Here is a 15,455-nt window from a genome sequence, read left to right on the forward strand (position 1 = left end):
GTAGTGCTGATTGGGTTGATGTTATTCAGTATTACCAGAGGGACAGTTTCACTGTCGCTAATGTAGGTGCTGGGAGCACTGAAGCTGGTGGATGAGCCGGTATCTGCCATGGTCAGCAGAATTGTGACGGATTTACGCGTACCGAGGATGTTGCTCTCTGTGCTGACAGGGGCGGGACTGGCAATGGTAGGGGCGTTGTTACAAACTACCACCCGTAACGATCTGGCCGATCCTTTTTTGTTCGGGCTATCCTCCGGCGCGTCAGCGGGGGCGGTGCTGGTGATCACCCGTTTTGGTGATCGACTTGGTGTATTAACGCTCCCCGTATCGGCGTTTGTTGGTGGTGTGTGTTCCGCCATAGCAGTAATGCTGTTGTTTCATTTTAAAAAGCAACGCGGAGCTGAGCATCTAATTCTCTGCGGTCTTGCCATCTCTTTTTTGTTCGGGGCGCTGACCAGTTATTTCATTTTTTCGGGCGATCAGCGAGCTGCCAGCTCTGTGCTGTTCTGGTCACTGGGTGGTCTGGGATTAGCCACCTGGAATAATTTGCCTTTCGCAGTGTTCAGCCTGGTGTTGCTGTTTGCTTTTGTCCTGTTACGGTGGCGCTCTCTGGATGGTGTGCTGGCAGGAGAACAGACAGCGTTGTCGCTGGGGATTAACGTGAGTCGTCTGCGCATCGAGATTTTTCTTTGTTGCGCACTGGCAACATCGTTGATGGTGGCATTAACCGGCGTGATTGGATTTGTTGGCTTAATGGTGCCTCATCTGTGTCGGCATTTTGCAGGAGTTAAGCATCTGTTGTTGTTACCTTTGTGTGGCGTCTGGGGTGCAATATTACTGTGTGGCGGCGATATAGTCAGCCGGACGATACTGGCACCGCAGGAACTACCAATTGGCATTATTACGGCGGGCATTGGAGGGTTGTTTATTATCATGTTACTCGCACGAAATTCGTCCAGAAATACGGCCTGTTAAGCACATATAAGACAGAAAAATAAGGCTCTGATGTCTTTTATTCATTCTGAAGGTTGAGGTTGTTGACGCCAATTATGAAAGCAACCGACAATCCTTGTTGACGGTTATATTTATTATAGAGTCAGGTAATAGTGTGATGGCTTTTAGATATTTTAAAATTTATTTATCGCCTGACTCGATTTCAATGATTATTCGTATTGGTGATTTAACCCTTTCCTCGACAATCAGGGCAAATTACTTTAACTTCAATATCTTTTTTTTGTACAGCACAACCATAATCTATTGCTTTTTTCTCAATGTAAGTATGAATGAGGTGGTCAGTATGTTGGATTATTGTTCCGCAGTTTGAGCAAATCAAAAAAATAGTCACAACATCAGAGGATAAATTATTTTTTTTGATAAATTTGCTACAGCATTCTATTTTTACGATAATCCCTGCCTGTTGCAAATAATCCAGAGAACGATAAACCGTAGCCGGTTTTGCATTCGGATTATATTTCTTCATTAATTCCAGTATCTGGTATGCGCTAATGCCTTTTTCTTTAGCATGACTGACGAAATTATAAACTCTCTCCCGGAGCGGTGTGATTCGTATTTTCTTACTCTCAATCAGCTCTCTCCGCCCGGAACAATCCGTAGACGATAATGCAGTGTCCCTTGTACTTAGAGAATATGGGCTATTACTCACCGGGCCTCCTGTAATTTTCAAGCGATGTTATCTTTTCTTGTCCTGAAACGATGGAAATCTACTGATGTTTTGATCGTGCCATGTAAGGAAAGAAGAACTGGCAAATTTTATTGTTACGTTATAACATAACACATGATAAGTGAGGTGCCAATGTTTCTCTTACTGGAAAAAGCCCATGCAGGTGCAGTTTTTAAACTTGAAGATATCCTGGCATCAATACCCTGGGATTCTCATGGATTGATCGCTGCGATTGCACAGCAATATGACACTGGAGAGGTGTTGATGCTTGCCTGGATGAATCAACAGGCTCTTGATGAAACCTTATTGACTGGCAGAGCCTGTTACTGGTCGCGATCCCGATCATGCCTTTGACGAAAAGGTGAGACCTCCGGCTGCGTTCAGCAAGTACATGATATCCGTCTGGATTGTGACGGAGATGCGGTACTACTGCTTGTGGATCAAAAAGGTGGAGCCTGCCACACAGGTCGGCGGAGTTGTTTTTACAACGCCATTAAAGGCGATGAGCTAACCGTGCTCAACGATCCTGGTTAATCCGAACACAACGAATATCTGAGGAGATGTAAGGTAATGTCCGAAGTCAGTGCAAATTTTCATGGCGATAAACGCCTGCCGGTTACCGTACTTTCGGGATTTTTGGGAGCAGGGAAAACGACACTGCTTAACCATATTCTGAACAACCGGGAAGGCCGTCGTGTTGCTGTCATTGTTAATGATATGTCTGAGGTGAATATTGATGCTGCCCTTGTGAGGGAAGGTGGTGCAGAACTCTCCCGGACTGATGAAAAACTGGTAGAAATGAGCAACGGTTGCATTTGCTGCACATTGCGCGAAGATCTTCTTCTCGAAGTTAATCGTCTGGCAAAAGAAGGGCGTTTTGATCAGCTTGTCATTGAGTCCACCGGTATATCTGAGCCTCTGCCTGTTGCTGAAACATTTACCTTTGCGGGCGATGACGGTGAAAGCCTTTCGACGGTGGCCCGCCTTGACACCATGGTCACTGTGGTGGATGCGTACAATTTTCTGAAAGACTACGGTTCGGAAGACAGCATTCAGTCACGCGGAGAATCGTTAGGTGAAGGTGATGAAAGGAGCGTTGTTGACTTGCTGATCGATCAGATTGAATTCTGTGATGTGCTGGTCCTTAATAAAGTTGACCTTATCAGTGAAGCGCAAAAAGAAAAACTGATGGCGATTTTACGTTCGCTTAATCCACGGGCCAGAATCGTTGTTTCACAGTTTGGACAGGTTCCGCTGGGCAACATACTTAATACCGGGCTGTTTGATTTCGAGCAGGCCGCTCAGGCACCCGGCTGGCTTAAAGAACTCCGGGGCGAACATACGCCGGAGACAGAAGAATATGGGATCACCAGCTTTGTCTTTCGCGCCCGCCGGCCTTTTCATCCGACCCGTTTCTGGCAGGTGATGGAAAATGAGCTGGATGGAGTCGTCAGATCAAAAGGTTACTTCTGGCTGGCCAGCCGTCCGGAATTCGCAGGTTCATGGTCGCAGGCAGGTGGCATTGCGCGCCAGGGGCTGGGGGGCATGTGGTGGGCTAGTGTGCCGAAAGGACGTTGGCCAGAGGATGCTGAGTCACTGAAGTTCATCATGTCTAACTGGATAGATGGCATTGGTGATGCCCGTCAGGAACTCGTTTTTATTGGAATGGATATGAATGAATCAGAACTGCGCAACAGACTGGATTCCGCCCTGTTAACGGATGCAGAAATGGCAGAAGGGCCTCAAAAGTGGCGGCATTATTCCGATCCTGTTGAGCCCTGGTTCGAAGAATGAATCGAAGGCACCCGCATTTGTCGGGTGCCTTCGTATGAAAGCGAAAAGGGGGCAGATTTACAACAATTCTTCCCCAGCTTTTTTGAACCACTGTACAACACTATTCAGATGTTGTTGCCCATATAGCGAGACAAAACGTCTGGTTTCCTGATGATCTTGGGACTCAAGGACTGCCAGACGGGATGCAATAAATGCCTGCGTCAAGGGAATTCCACATTCTTCTGTGATGCACCGGTACCATTGCTGGTAAGTCTTGGGGATCATACTTATGCCTCATGAATAAATAACTGGGATATCACCAGAGCCACCACCAGAGAACTTAATACCTGTTTTCCCGCCACTGCTGCTGCAAACCGCCAGTTTATTTCCCGGGCGATGGTAAATACCGTGACAAGGCAGGCCATCAACGTAGAGGCGAGCCAGACAAGTAGCAGTAACTGAGATGTGCTGAGAGACTGTATTAAGCTGCCGCCATCCTGATTGAGCACCATCAAACCATCTTTCCTTAGCAGTGAAAAAATGATCCCGGGCATCAGTTCTGCTGGCAGTTTAAAAAGATGAAGTAAAGGTGCCGTCGTTTCACTCAGCCAGCGAGTGATCCCTGCGTAATCAAGCATCCCCGCAACAATGCAGATAATCAGGAATAACGGCATGGCTTGCGTAATGAACTGACGGAGGATATTTTTCAGCATCCATGTCACATTTCGCCAGCGTGGCCATTGTAGCCAGGTGATCTCTGTCAGACGCTGGTTTTGGCCAGGCTTCAACGACCCGTTCCAGAGGCGCGTATGTATTGCGCCTGTGAAAAACAGCAGACTGAGATAGGGGATAAAGAGCCATGGTTGATGGGCGGCATTAAAAAGAGAAAGCGTCGCCCCCGTCTGATAGCTGCAAGCGGACCCAAAGCTAATCATACTTATACAAGCATGCCGGGTGCATCGCGAACACGAACGGCTCTGAAAAACCGCCACGACATTACAGCCGAAACCGCTTAATACAGGAATAAGGTCCTGACCGCTGAGGCCGAGTTTTCTCAACCAGGGATCCAGCGTCGCTGTAATTCTTTCCTTAAGTCCACTGTCGTCAGTCAGCGAAAGAGACAACCCTATCAGTACCACCACAGGAAATGCCCATACAAACGAATAAAGTCCCAGACTAAAAAGACCGTAATTGCCGACAAATAGTGTCTTCAGAACGTCGGGCCAGCTCGTCGTTATATTCTTAAGCGGCTGAATAACCGCACTGTCAATGACAGGCTGAATAAAATCTGACAGCAGCCATGCCCCCCATACCGGAACGGCAAACAGCAGGAAAAGGCATACTATTGCAGCAACTTTTCCACACCAACGATGTTCAAATATCGTTTGTTGAGGAAATTCAGCCAGCAGATTAATTACCGGTATCTTTTGACGGGGTAAAGAGACAGCGGAGGGTGCAGGTTTATCCTGCAACAGCAACTGCACTATTCCCTGGCGAACATTGCTGCCAGCTTCCCGGGCATTGACTGCCAGTACCGGCGCACCTGATGTTTCACTCAGGTATTCAGTCACTTCCAGAAGGCCCTTTCTGATCTTATCAGCAAAGGTCAGGAGTATAACAACGTGTTTTGCCTGTGGCGGTATGAGGTGACAGAGCGTTTGCCACTCCTGCTGAGCGTGCGTGGCCCGCAGAACCACCAGAATGCCATCATGCTGATTTAGCGCATCAAGGGCGAGTTTTGTGGTTTCACTGTCGCTCTGAAAACGTATGCCTGGCGTATCAACCAGGCAGATCCCTGCATCATTAATGAGACCTTCCCGACATACAACGGTCGATCCCCTGAAATTACGCTCATCACTGGCAGCACTTTCCGTCAGGATATTAAACAGGGTAGATTTTCCTGCACTTTCTAATCCCATTAAAACGAATGATTGCATAAACACGGACCTCAGCACGCACAGTCCTCATCGGCACAGCAGTCAGGCTCTGAAGGCAGAACCCACCAGTCCCGTACTCCTTCAGAGGACAGGCCCAGATGACGCGTGATACTTTCTGCCACGACGGGAAAGCGCTGACGGAACTTATAGATAAAGCAATAAATATTACCGGCATGCCGCACATGAGGGCCGACAAGGTACAAACCAGGAAAAAGGGTTGAGCAGTCTTCGTCCGTTAAGACCGGATAGCCATCATCATTCCATTCAAAAAAAGCAGCCAGTTGCCTTGCTCCTCCGCCACACTGGAAGCCGGTAGCAAGCACAGGCACCTCGTCAGTAGCCCAGGCGCGTCCGTTTGTGGTATGGACTTTGTACGAACTTCCCGGGCCGGGCATTCTGATTACTTCACAGACATCCGCATCTTCATAAATTTCGAAAAGACGGTGATTCATCACTCTGTTCAAACGCTCACGGGTATAAGGGGAAAGCGATAGACTGGGATCGCTGATGTGGTTAGTTGACCAAGGGGCTGAGCGGGTTAACATTTTTACCGATGAGCCATTTTCCAGCAGGTTTACAGCGGCATCCACCGCGCTTTCATAGCCGCCTATAACAATGTATTCACCTTTCCTGAAATCCTTCCAGCTGGTCACATCACCGTAATGGCAACAAATATCTGCTCCAGGAAAAATCTGCCGGTCTGGGAACTGGAATTCGCCTGTAGCCCATATTAAAGAGCGTGTTTCCAGCTTCTCTCCTGCTTCTGTTATCAGTATAAAATTACCGGAACTGAGCAACGCAACCTTTGCAATCCTGGCGGGAGCCATGACGGGTATCTGATACTCATCCAGTACGGCCTTAAGGTAACTGGCATAAGTTTTCCCCCCAGGATGTTCTTCACCGCAGAAAAGCGCCAATGAACTGTCAGGGGTCACAGAGTTCAGGTCTGGTTGTCCAAACGGATTGGAAAAAAAAGAAGGAGTAATAAAACGGGTTTCTTCCGGCCAGCGCATAAAGGAGGCACCTACTTCGTGACTGTCAACGACCAGGATATCCTGTATGGCACTACGACGAAGAAGCGCCGCCATACCCACCCCGGCCGGACCCGCACCGACAATAACGACTTCGCGTGGTTGGTTCATAAAATTACCCTTTGCATTACGTTATAACATAACAATTGATATTGAAATTTTTTACATCCAGAGGGACAACTTATCGGATACGCCATGAGGTATTTTCGCCGACATCTTCAAGATCAATGCCTTGCTCCGCTAATTCATTTCTTAAACGATCGGCCTTGTCCCACTTGCCCATACGTCGTGCCTCACTGCGTTGGTGAATTAACTTTTCAATAAGTTGCAGTTCTGCAGGATGAAGATCACTGCGGTTTTTCAAAAAGGCATCCGCTGATTGTTCAAGCAAACCCAGCACATTCCCCAGGTCTTTCAGCGTGGTGGCAAGTGCTGCGGCTTCATCATCATTCGTTCCGCAAAGCCTGTTAATCTCTCTTGTCAGTTCAAATAAAATGGCAAGCGCCTGGGGTGTATTGAAATCATCATCCATTGCCTCACAGAATCTGGCCCGCCATGCATCGTGCTGTTCAGATCGAGACCCGTCAGCGAACTGGCATGCGGTGTAGAGCCGTGTCAGCGAGGCGCGCGCGAGGTGAATATTCTCCTCGCTATAATTCAGCGGCTTACGATAATGTGCGCTTAGCAGGAAGAAGCGCACACTCTGGGCATCGAACCGATTCAGAATATCGCGCAGGGTAAAAAAGTTATTCAGCGATTTCGACATCTTCTCTTTATTCACCGTCACCATGCCGGTGTGAAGCCAGTAATTTACGTAAGGGCCATCATTGGCGGAGGTGGATTGGGCAATCTCATTTTCATGATGGGGAAATATCAGGTCAGAACCACCGCCATGAATGTCGAAATGGGTACCAAGGTAATGGCAGTTCATTGCGGAACATTCAATATGCCAGCCAGGTCTCCCTTCACCCCAGGGTGATGGCCAGACGGGCTCGCCGGGTTTTGCCCGCTTCCAGAGAACAAAATCCAGCGGATCGCGTTTATACTCATTCACTTCGATGCGGGTCCCGGCACGAAGCATGGTAATATCCTGTCCCGAAAGCTTTCCATAGCCTTTTGCCGATGCAGTGGAGAACATGACGTCACCATTCTCTGCAATGTAAGCAAATTGTCGATGCAGAAGTCGTTCGATCATACTGATGATTTGTGGGATGTGCTCTGTGGGACGAGGTTCGATGTTTGGCGGCAGGATGCCTAACTTTGCAAAATCAATGTGCATTTCATGCACCATCCGCTCTGTCAGGCTGCGCCAGTCCTCTCCCGTATCACGGGCGCGCTGAATAATTTTATCATCTATATCAGTAATGTTACGCACGAAAGTCACATCGTATCCGCGAAAACGCAGATAGCGGACAATCATATCAAAAGCTACAAAGGTTCTGGCGTGCCCAAGATGGCAAAGGTCATAAACCGTCACGCCGCATACATACATGCCGATTTTGCTCTCTTTAACCGGAACTAATAGCTCCTTTTGCATACCAAGCGTGTTTGTTAGTTTAATCATTACGTTTACCTCATTATTTTTAGATAGCAGCACACGAACACGCCTGGCGCTAATTAACAGTCGTCCGGAATAAGAAAAAAATTATTTGGTGATAGTACGATTACAGTCCGGACAGATACCATGACTGGAAAGGGTAATTTCCCGTTCGGTCATACCATGTCCAGTGAGATGTGATTTTACCAATTCAATGGCCGCTTCCAGGGCTGGATCCTGCTCAATAGGAATAACATGATGGCAGTTATCGCATTCAAAAAGTCCTACGGCAGCCCGTTGGGTCAGAGCGAAACGCTGAGTTCTTGCCGAGTCGGTATAACGCTGGACAATACTGACCTGCATTAGCCGTTCCAGTATTCGGTAAAGGGTCACACGATCGGGAGCCTGCTCGCCCAGTTGCTGAGTTAAATCGTCATGGCTCATGGCCTGGCTGGCATGTTCAAGGCACTGCAGTGTAGCAAGGGTGGATGGCGTTGCCCGCAAACCATGTGTGCGCAACGTTTGCTTCCAGTCATACGTTTTGGCTACTGGTGTTGTCATATTTCCCCCTCCGAGTCATGTCATTTGAATTTTGGCAGGAAGCCGGTATTATTGCAACTTGATTGCATTAACGTTTAGCGGCATAAGGCTGGATGCTATGAAAAGAACACCGCTCATTATCCTTAATGGTTTTCTGGGGGCAGGGAAAACTACTCTGCTAAAAAACCTTCTTACACAGGCACACAAACGGCGAATGACTGTATCCGTCATCGTTAATGACATGAGTGAACTTGATGTGGATGGCGTCCTGATAGCCAACACAGAAATCGTTGATGCAGCCAGTAACAATTTTGTGAGTATTTCAGCAGACAGTATCAGCAGCAGAAGCGGGATCCAGAAGCTGGATTCCGCGCTGAAAAACCTGCTCGAAAAACGGTCTGCGGATTTTATTTTACTGGAAACCTCAGGTAGCAGCCATCCTCTTCCCCTGGTCCGCTATCTGCGAGAACATACCCAGGTAAGTCTCAAAGCATTTTTGTCTCTTGTTGATACGGTCATGCTTAATGATGACTACGACGGTGGAAAGAAGCTTATTCCGGTTTTCCAGGAGCACCTCAATAAAGGAACCCGGGGAGTGGAAAGCCTGCTGGCAGAACAGATTATGTTCTGTAATAAGCTCTTATTAACCAAAAACGACCGGTTACCCTTCTATGTGGTTACTGAGGTAGCCAGAGCCATACATCCCCTTAATCCCCAGGTTGCAATTATGGCCGTGCCCTGGGGAAATTTACAGCTGGATGAATTGCTTTCCATGCCGGATTACGATTTTCATCGGGTGGCGTTACTTATCGATGAGCTTCAGGATGCCATTGACGCAGTTTTGCCGGATGAAACCGATAAAAAATACGATATTTCGTGGAGGGTCATTGAGGATGACCGTCCATTTCATCCGCAGCGGCTGTGGGATACCTGCCATCGCTTCATGGGCGCAGGCGTTTACCGCAGCAAGGGGTTTTTCTGGCTACCGGGAAGGGATGACCTGGCATTATTGTGGAACCAGGCAGCAGGGAGCATCAATCTCGAATTCATAAGCTACTGGAAAGCCGGGGTCCTGACTCACACTGATAATTCATTGACAAAGGAAGAACGCGCAGCTATCCGTCAGCAACTGGCAAAAATGCCTGGCAGATTTGGTGACCGGCGCTGCCGCCTGACTGTTATTGGCGAGAGCGGCGAAATTGACGATTTTGCCCTCGCATTGCGCCAGTGTTTACTCACTGAAGAGGAAATTCTCTGGTGGCAGCAGGGGGGGATTTTCCACGATCCCTGGCCCACGAAAGTGGCCCGGCTGGCTTAACAGGTTATTTTGCAGCGGCAGTTAATGTTATGTTATAACGTTTCATTACGCAATTTTATCGGTACAGGACATGACTAAACCTACCCGCGCTGAACGAGAAAAAATCCTGGCGATGCTGCCAGAAGATTACATGAATCCTGTGCAACAGGACTACTTCCGGCGGCTTATCCGCCACGAAAGGCAGGAGGTGCTTGATCATATAGACCAGATGAAGCAACAACTGCAGGATAATCCAGAAACGGGTGACGAAGGTGACATCGCCATTCGTGAAGAGCAGTTACGTCTGCTGTTCAGACAGATAGACAGAGAAAGCCGCCTGTTGCCGAAATATGATGCAGCGCTTATGCGGCTTGAAAAAGGAGAATATGGCTTCTGCCGGGATACAGGCGAACCTATCGGTCTGCAACGCCTGCTACTCAGGCCCACCGCAGAATTAAGTATTGAAGCCAAAACAAAGGAGGAAAAAGTTGAGATTCAGTACCGAAAGAAATAAAGCGGTGGCTCAGGCAGGGGGCAGGGTAGGGATGAGAGTAAATATCAGATCAGGCAGGTATATATGAGTATTGCAGCCAAACAAACCTTATGCCCCGGAATGCTACCGGATATTCAGTCCACTAAGGGTGACGGTGAGGGCGAGTCATTATCCTGGGTTGGCATGGAACAAATTGACCTGCCGATAGACATCGCAGGCAGGCCGGTATCAGCAAAGGTCAATGCTGGCATAAACCTTCTCAGTTCACCTGAAGCTGAAAAGGGGATCCATATGTCTCGTCTTTATCTTCTTCTGGACGAACTGACACAAGGGGAAATCACACCGGCATTATTGCAACATGTGTTGAAAGCATTTCTGGTATCTCATCAGGGACGTAGTGATGAAGCCAGTATTGAGATTTCAGGGATTTGTTACTGTCGCGTAAGTCGTTAAATTCTAATCACTCCGGCTGGAAAGCTTATCCTCTGACTCTGAGCGCCGAACTCAGGCAATCTTTTACGGTTACCCTCAAAGTGGGTATCCCTTATTCGTCCACCTGCCCGGCTTCCGCTGCACTTAGCCGCCACGTCGCGGGTTTGCAGTTTAGCAAAGACTTTGGTAACAGGATCGACAGGCTCCCGGCAGCAGAAATAGCCGACTGGCTTGTTGAGAAAGGAATGCCGGCAACCCCGCACAGCCAGCGAAGCTGGGCATGGGTGAGTATCCGTCTTAATCCTGAAGCAAAATCACTGCCTGTGATTGAACTGATTGATTATGCTGAAGTTGCTCTCGGGACAGCCGTGCAAACGGTTGTCAAGCGGAGCGACGAACAGGCTTTTGCGGTGGCTAACGGTCAGAATCTGATGTTTTGCGAAGATGCTGCCCGTCGGCTCAATAACGTTTTTCGTTGTGCACCCTTTTGTGAAGCATTTGATATCAGGGTTGAGCATCAGGAAAGCCTGCATCCTCATAATGCCGTTGCCCGTATTCACTGGAAAGGAAGTAAAAATGTTACGTAAAAACCCATCAGGTCATACCCCAGTGGTGTCAACAAAGGCCTATATCGATCCCACCGCGGTAATTTGTGGACGTGTCATTATTCATGATTATGTTTACGTCGGACCTTATGCGGTTATCCGGGCTGACGAGCTAAATGCAGACGGGGATATGGATCCTATCATTATCCATTCCCACTCTAATATTCAGGACGGGGTGGTTATTCACTCAAAAAGCGGCGCGCCAGTGACAATAGGAAGCGGAACGTCTATTGCCCACCGTGCAATAGTGCATGGCCCCTGTCAGGTTGACGAGCGGGTATTTATTGGATTCAACAGCGTGTTGTTTAACTGTCATATTCAGACTGGTTGTGTTATTCGCTATAATGCAGTTGTGGATGGCGTTACCTTGCCTGAGAATACCTATATTCCATCAACGGAACGCGTGGGGCCTGATTCCGATCTTAAAAGTTATTCGAGGGTAGACCCCGCTTCTTTACAATTTTCAGAAGAAGTGGCCAGTACCAACGTTAAACTGGTCGAAGGTTATCAGAAGTTACGCAATGAATTCTGAGTATGGCTCGGCTAGTGCCGTTAACGTAACACCGTATTATTAACGATTTGTTATTAATGTAGCAAAATGATACTTGCCTCTTCTTTCCTTTTGCGGAAGAGGCTTTTCTGTTTTATTAAAGAGGTAGCGGTGAAACTTTTTATTAATGATCTGACGGTCATGGATTTTAGTTTCCTTGATGCGGAATCCGGGTTGATTGGCGATAGCCTTATTGTTGATATTATTCTTGAGGGAGATCTGAATGCTGAGTCAATGGTAATGGATTTCTCACATGCTAAAAAAAGTATCAAACATGAAATTGATAAACTGGCCGATCATGTCCTGATTGTGCCGGAACAAAATAGTCATATTATTGTTAGTCATGCAGGCACTACGACGGAAGTCGCCATGCTGCGTAAGAATGGGGAGACCCAGTGTTTTATTTCCGGGCCGCAGGAGAGTTTCTGGCTGGTCCAAACAGATAATATTAATTCCCGTTGCCTTGAATCCCAAATAGAAAAACATTTACTGGCGTGTTTGCCGCAAGGAGTAAAAGACATAACGATAACGTTACGGCCGGAAAGTATTAATGGGGACAGTTATCACTATTCGCATGGACTGAAAAAACACCGCGGAAATTGCCAGAGAATAGCGCATGGGCATCGCTCTGCGATCAGAATTTTTGTGGATGGTGAGCGAAGCCATATGTGGGAACAGAAGTGGGCAACGCGATGGAATAACGCTTATCTATTAAGCCGGGAAGATGTCGTTACAGTGACAACACTTTCACCGCGTGGCGTTGCATACTGGCATAAGGGGCTGACATGTTCTTCCTGGCGGAGTTCTCAGGGATACTTTGAAATCATGCTTTGTTCTGAGGTAGTAGATATTCTGCCGTGTGATACCACGGTTGAGTCACTGGCTTTATTTATCAGGCAGTCAATTGAGCACGGTTTACCCGCAGCGAAAATAGAAGTCCATGCCTTTGAGGGAGTGGGGAAAGGCGCTATTGCCTGACACACTATTCTACTTTTCAGGGGTATTGATCTGTTTTGTCTCGTAAAACTACAATACCCGGTTTTGTAGCCATGTATCTAATAAAAGGTGAGTCAACTACCTTTCTATTTTTCGCTAATGACGATGCATTTCTGAACCAGATGTTATTGTGGTCTTTGATAATGATCCCAACATGTGAAACATCCAGGCCTCTTTTTGTTGAATAAATACCCACATAATCACCTGTTTGCAGTTTATTTATTACCTCTTTATCTATTGCAGAAGCCGGTATGTAACTTATCCGTCGTGAGATAATGCCGAGACCCTTAACATATTCTTGTTTTTTATTCTTTTGGTTTAGCTGTTTGTTGACAGTAATAGTATACGGACTGATGTCCTGAGTAACATCTTGTGCATTTCGCGGAGATATGACCGCCCAGTCCGTGAAAAAATGTTTTCTGCCAGTAAAATCAATCATTCCGTTTGTATAACGAGTCTTAACAAGTTCAGATACATAAGTTTGCCAGCTACTGGCGTGCGCCATGGAGCGAACATAATCAAGAAAAGTAAAACAATCCACGGTACTGGGATTAGTGACCAGCCTCTCTTGCATCGAAGATGATCCAATCAGTGTATGCGCCTGGTAAGGCGTTCCGAGGAAACGGGAGGATATCTCAGCAACGCGTTCATTATAGCTGAGGCCATTTCTGTACAACGAAGTGGTATGAAGGATTTTGTTAACTTTCGCCTGACTTTCTTCAATAGAATAGTCGCTTCGTGCCTGCTGAGGCTCAGCGAATCCCACGCAGCTATAAAATGAAAGGAGAAAGATAATTGCTTTTTTCATAAAATATCAACTTCCTCAGAGATATTTCTCATTATATTTAAAGCTTGAGTATATAAAAATAACTATAAATATCAGGGCAAAAAGCAAAACAACCGTTGGCGCAGGCGCACTATCAATGAAATAAGAGAGGTAAACGCCGGTCGTTGATACCAGAGCCGATAAAGCCACAGCGATGAATAATGCGTTGCTAAATCGTTGCGTCAAAAGAACTGCAATAGCACCGGGCGCGATAAGCAAAGAGACGGATAAAATAATCCCCACGGACTTTAGCGTGGCGACAACAGTAAGCGAAATCATGCTCAGTAATCCGTAATAGAGCCATCCCGTCCGTAGTCCACTGACCCTGGCCTGCTGAATATCAAAACAGTAAAGCAGGAAATCACGCCATTTAATTCCGGTAATCAGCAGTATAAATAAGGCAATGGTGCCCGTCTGGAGTATGTCGGTGGCGTTTATACCAAGCATGTCGCCAAAGAGGATATGTTCAAGCGGAGCATCCGGACGGACTGAGACATACAAAATCAGTCCGGAGGCGAACATACCCGAAAAAATGATACCCAGCAGCGTATCCTGCTTTATGCGGCTGTTATCTTTAATATATCCGGTAAGTAAAGCACAGGATAATCCAGCCACAAAAGCTCCGGTGCCTAATGGCAACCCTACAATCCAGGCCAGTACAACCCCGGGAAACACGGCATGGCTCATGGCATCCCCCATCAGAGCCCAACCTTTCAGCACGAGAAAAACAGACAGCAGGGCGCAGGGAACAGAGACCAGCAGCGCGATTATCAGGGCATAATTGATGAAGTCAAAGCGGAAAGGTTCAATGAGCATATTCAGCATTTACGCGGTCCTTTTGACTGAGAAACCGATCGGCGGTTCGCCAGTAAGCCATGTACCGGGGCGAAAATGAACACCAGCAAGAAAATGAGGGTCTGAGCGACCACGATAATGCCACCCGTTACGCCATCAAGGTAGTAACTTGCCCACGCACCCAGAAAGCTGGTGACACTGCCTATGGTCACCGCAATACAGACCAGGCGGGGGAAGCGATCAGTAAGCAGCCAGGCCGTTGCGCCAGGCGTTACCACAAGGCAGATCACCATGAACGCGCCTACGGTCTGTAATGCCGCAACGGTGGAGAGGGTTAACAGAAGGAAAAATAATATCTTAAGCCTTTCCGGATGTAATCCTACCGCCCGCGCATGATTTTCATCGAAAAAGGTCAGTAATAAATCTCTCCATTTTAATAACAACGTAATAACCGAAATAATGCCAATGACGGTAAGCTGAAGAATATCTTCTGGCGGAACCGCCAGGATATTTCCCAGAATGATTGATTGTATATTTACCGAAACAGGATTCAGCGAGATGATAAATAATCCAAGCGCGAAAAAGGATGAAAAGATCAAACCAATGATGACATCTTCTTTTAGACGGGTACGTTGATTAAGAAGGAACATGCTGCCTGCTGCCAGCCCGCCAGAAACAAACGCACCCACCGAGAAGGGCAGTCCCAGCATAAAAGCGCCAGCTACTCCGGGTACGATAGAATGGGACAGCGCATCGCCAATTAGTGACCAACCCTTCAACATCAGATAACAGGATAAAAAAGCACATATTCCTCCGACCATTGCCGAAATCCACATGGCATTGAGCATGTATTGATAACCAAAAGGCTCCAGAAGCCAGCTCATGATGACCTGCCTTTATCTTCATATTCAGCGGAAGGTTGATAATTTGGCTGTGTTGATCCTCCTGAACTGGCAATATAT

At 47.4% G+C, this 15,455-nt stretch carries 14 protein-coding genes and 2 pseudogenes; 8 read left to right on the forward strand and 8 right to left on the reverse strand.

Annotated features, from left to right (window positions below):
• Positions 1-66: 66 nt before the first annotated feature.
• Positions 67-975 (forward strand): FecCD family ABC transporter permease, encoded by a 909-nt coding sequence (locus LPQ25_RS08935; protein WP_012131851.1) that lies wholly within the window; start codon positions 67-69, stop codon positions 973-975.
• Between the two features lie 205 nt (positions 976-1,180).
• Here the strand turns inward: LPQ25_RS08935 and LPQ25_RS08940 are convergent, their stop codons facing one another.
• Entirely contained in the window at positions 1,181-1,663 is a 483-nt protein-coding gene (locus tag LPQ25_RS08940; protein WP_021575198.1) for a Fur family transcriptional regulator, read from the reverse strand.
• Between the two features lie 150 nt (positions 1,664-1,813).
• On the opposite strand from LPQ25_RS08940, the pseudogene hisI reads away from it, so the two are divergent.
• Positions 1,814-2,215: pseudogene (gene hisI, locus LPQ25_RS27380) on the forward strand (phosphoribosyl-AMP cyclohydrolase).
• Positions 2,216-2,251: 36 nt separating this feature from the next.
• Complete coding sequence (zigA, locus tag LPQ25_RS08950) at positions 2,252-3,475, forward strand: zinc metallochaperone GTPase ZigA (protein WP_000005768.1); 1,224 nt, start codon at positions 2,252-2,254, stop codon at positions 3,473-3,475.
• Between the two features lie 266 nt (positions 3,476-3,741).
• On the opposite strand, the gene LPQ25_RS08955 is transcribed toward zigA, so the two are convergent.
• The 4 genes from LPQ25_RS08955 to LPQ25_RS08970 all read right to left on the reverse strand — a co-directional run bounded on the left by LPQ25_RS08955 (position 3,742) and on the right by LPQ25_RS08970 (position 8,520).
• Entirely contained in the window at positions 3,742-5,391 is a 1,650-nt protein-coding gene (locus tag LPQ25_RS08955; RefSeq protein WP_012131854.1) for a nucleoside recognition domain-containing protein, read from the reverse strand.
• Between the two features lie 11 nt (positions 5,392-5,402).
• A complete protein-coding gene (locus tag LPQ25_RS08960; RefSeq protein ID WP_001075587.1) occupies positions 5,403-6,533 on the reverse strand; it encodes an NAD(P)/FAD-dependent oxidoreductase in 1,131 nt (376 codons plus the stop codon).
• Between the two features lie 70 nt (positions 6,534-6,603).
• The gene (gene cysS / locus LPQ25_RS08965) at positions 6,604-7,986 is read right to left on the reverse strand and encodes a cysteine--tRNA ligase (RefSeq protein WP_004175365.1); all 1,383 of its coding nucleotides are present in this window, start codon (positions 7,984-7,986) and stop codon (positions 6,604-6,606) included.
• Between the two features lie 81 nt (positions 7,987-8,067).
• On the reverse strand, positions 8,068-8,520 hold the full coding sequence (locus tag LPQ25_RS08970; protein ID WP_000211298.1) for a Fur family transcriptional regulator: 453 nt from the start codon (positions 8,518-8,520) through the stop codon (positions 8,068-8,070).
• Positions 8,521-8,617: 97 nt separating this feature from the next.
• On the opposite strand from LPQ25_RS08970, the gene LPQ25_RS08975 reads away from it, so the two are divergent.
• The 5 genes and pseudogenes from LPQ25_RS08975 to LPQ25_RS08995 all read left to right on the forward strand — a co-directional run bounded on the left by LPQ25_RS08975 (position 8,618) and on the right by LPQ25_RS08995 (position 12,854).
• Positions 8,618-9,817, forward strand: a complete 1,200-nt coding sequence (locus tag LPQ25_RS08975; protein WP_000831732.1) for a CobW family GTP-binding protein — start codon at positions 8,618-8,620, stop codon at positions 9,815-9,817.
• Between the two features lie 70 nt (positions 9,818-9,887).
• Positions 9,888-10,310: an RNA polymerase-binding protein DksA gene (gene dksA / locus LPQ25_RS08980; RefSeq protein ID WP_000165782.1), complete on the forward strand. Its 423-nt coding sequence runs from the start codon at positions 9,888-9,890 to the stop codon at positions 10,308-10,310.
• Between the two features lie 63 nt (positions 10,311-10,373).
• Positions 10,374-11,308, forward strand: a pseudogene (gene folE2 / locus LPQ25_RS08985) (GTP cyclohydrolase FolE2).
• On the forward strand, positions 11,298-11,858 hold the full coding sequence (locus tag LPQ25_RS08990) for an LbetaH domain-containing protein (protein WP_000944851.1): 561 nt from the start codon (positions 11,298-11,300) through the stop codon (positions 11,856-11,858). The pseudogene folE2 and the gene LPQ25_RS08990 overlap by 11 nt, the downstream one beginning before the upstream one ends.
• A gap of 129 nt (positions 11,859-11,987) precedes the next feature.
• Positions 11,988-12,854 carry a tunnelling fold family protein gene (locus tag LPQ25_RS08995; protein WP_001419903.1) on the forward strand — a complete coding sequence of 289 codons (867 nt, stop codon included), beginning with the start codon at positions 11,988-11,990 and terminating at the stop codon, positions 12,852-12,854.
• A gap of 16 nt (positions 12,855-12,870) precedes the next feature.
• On the opposite strand, the gene LPQ25_RS09000 is transcribed toward LPQ25_RS08995, so the two are convergent.
• The 3 genes from LPQ25_RS09000 to sitC are packed head-to-tail and all read right to left on the reverse strand — an operon-like array spanning position 12,871 to position 15,377.
• On the reverse strand, positions 12,871-13,680 hold the full coding sequence (locus LPQ25_RS09000) for a DUF1460 domain-containing protein (protein ID WP_000709111.1): 810 nt from the start codon (positions 13,678-13,680) through the stop codon (positions 12,871-12,873).
• 15 nt (positions 13,681-13,695) lie between these two features.
• On the reverse strand, positions 13,696-14,523 hold the full coding sequence (locus LPQ25_RS09005; protein ID WP_004175372.1) for a metal ABC transporter permease: 828 nt from the start codon (positions 14,521-14,523) through the stop codon (positions 13,696-13,698).
• On the reverse strand, positions 14,517-15,377 hold the full coding sequence (gene sitC, locus LPQ25_RS09010; protein WP_000118630.1) for an iron/manganese ABC transporter permease subunit SitC: 861 nt from the start codon (positions 15,375-15,377) through the stop codon (positions 14,517-14,519). The genes LPQ25_RS09005 and sitC overlap by 7 nt, the downstream gene beginning before the upstream one ends.
• Positions 15,378-15,455: the final 78 nt, after the last annotated feature.

The organism is Klebsiella sp. KPN54798, from assembly GCF_021184225.1.
Lineage (GTDB): Bacteria > Pseudomonadota > Gammaproteobacteria > Enterobacterales > Enterobacteriaceae > Klebsiella > Klebsiella pneumoniae.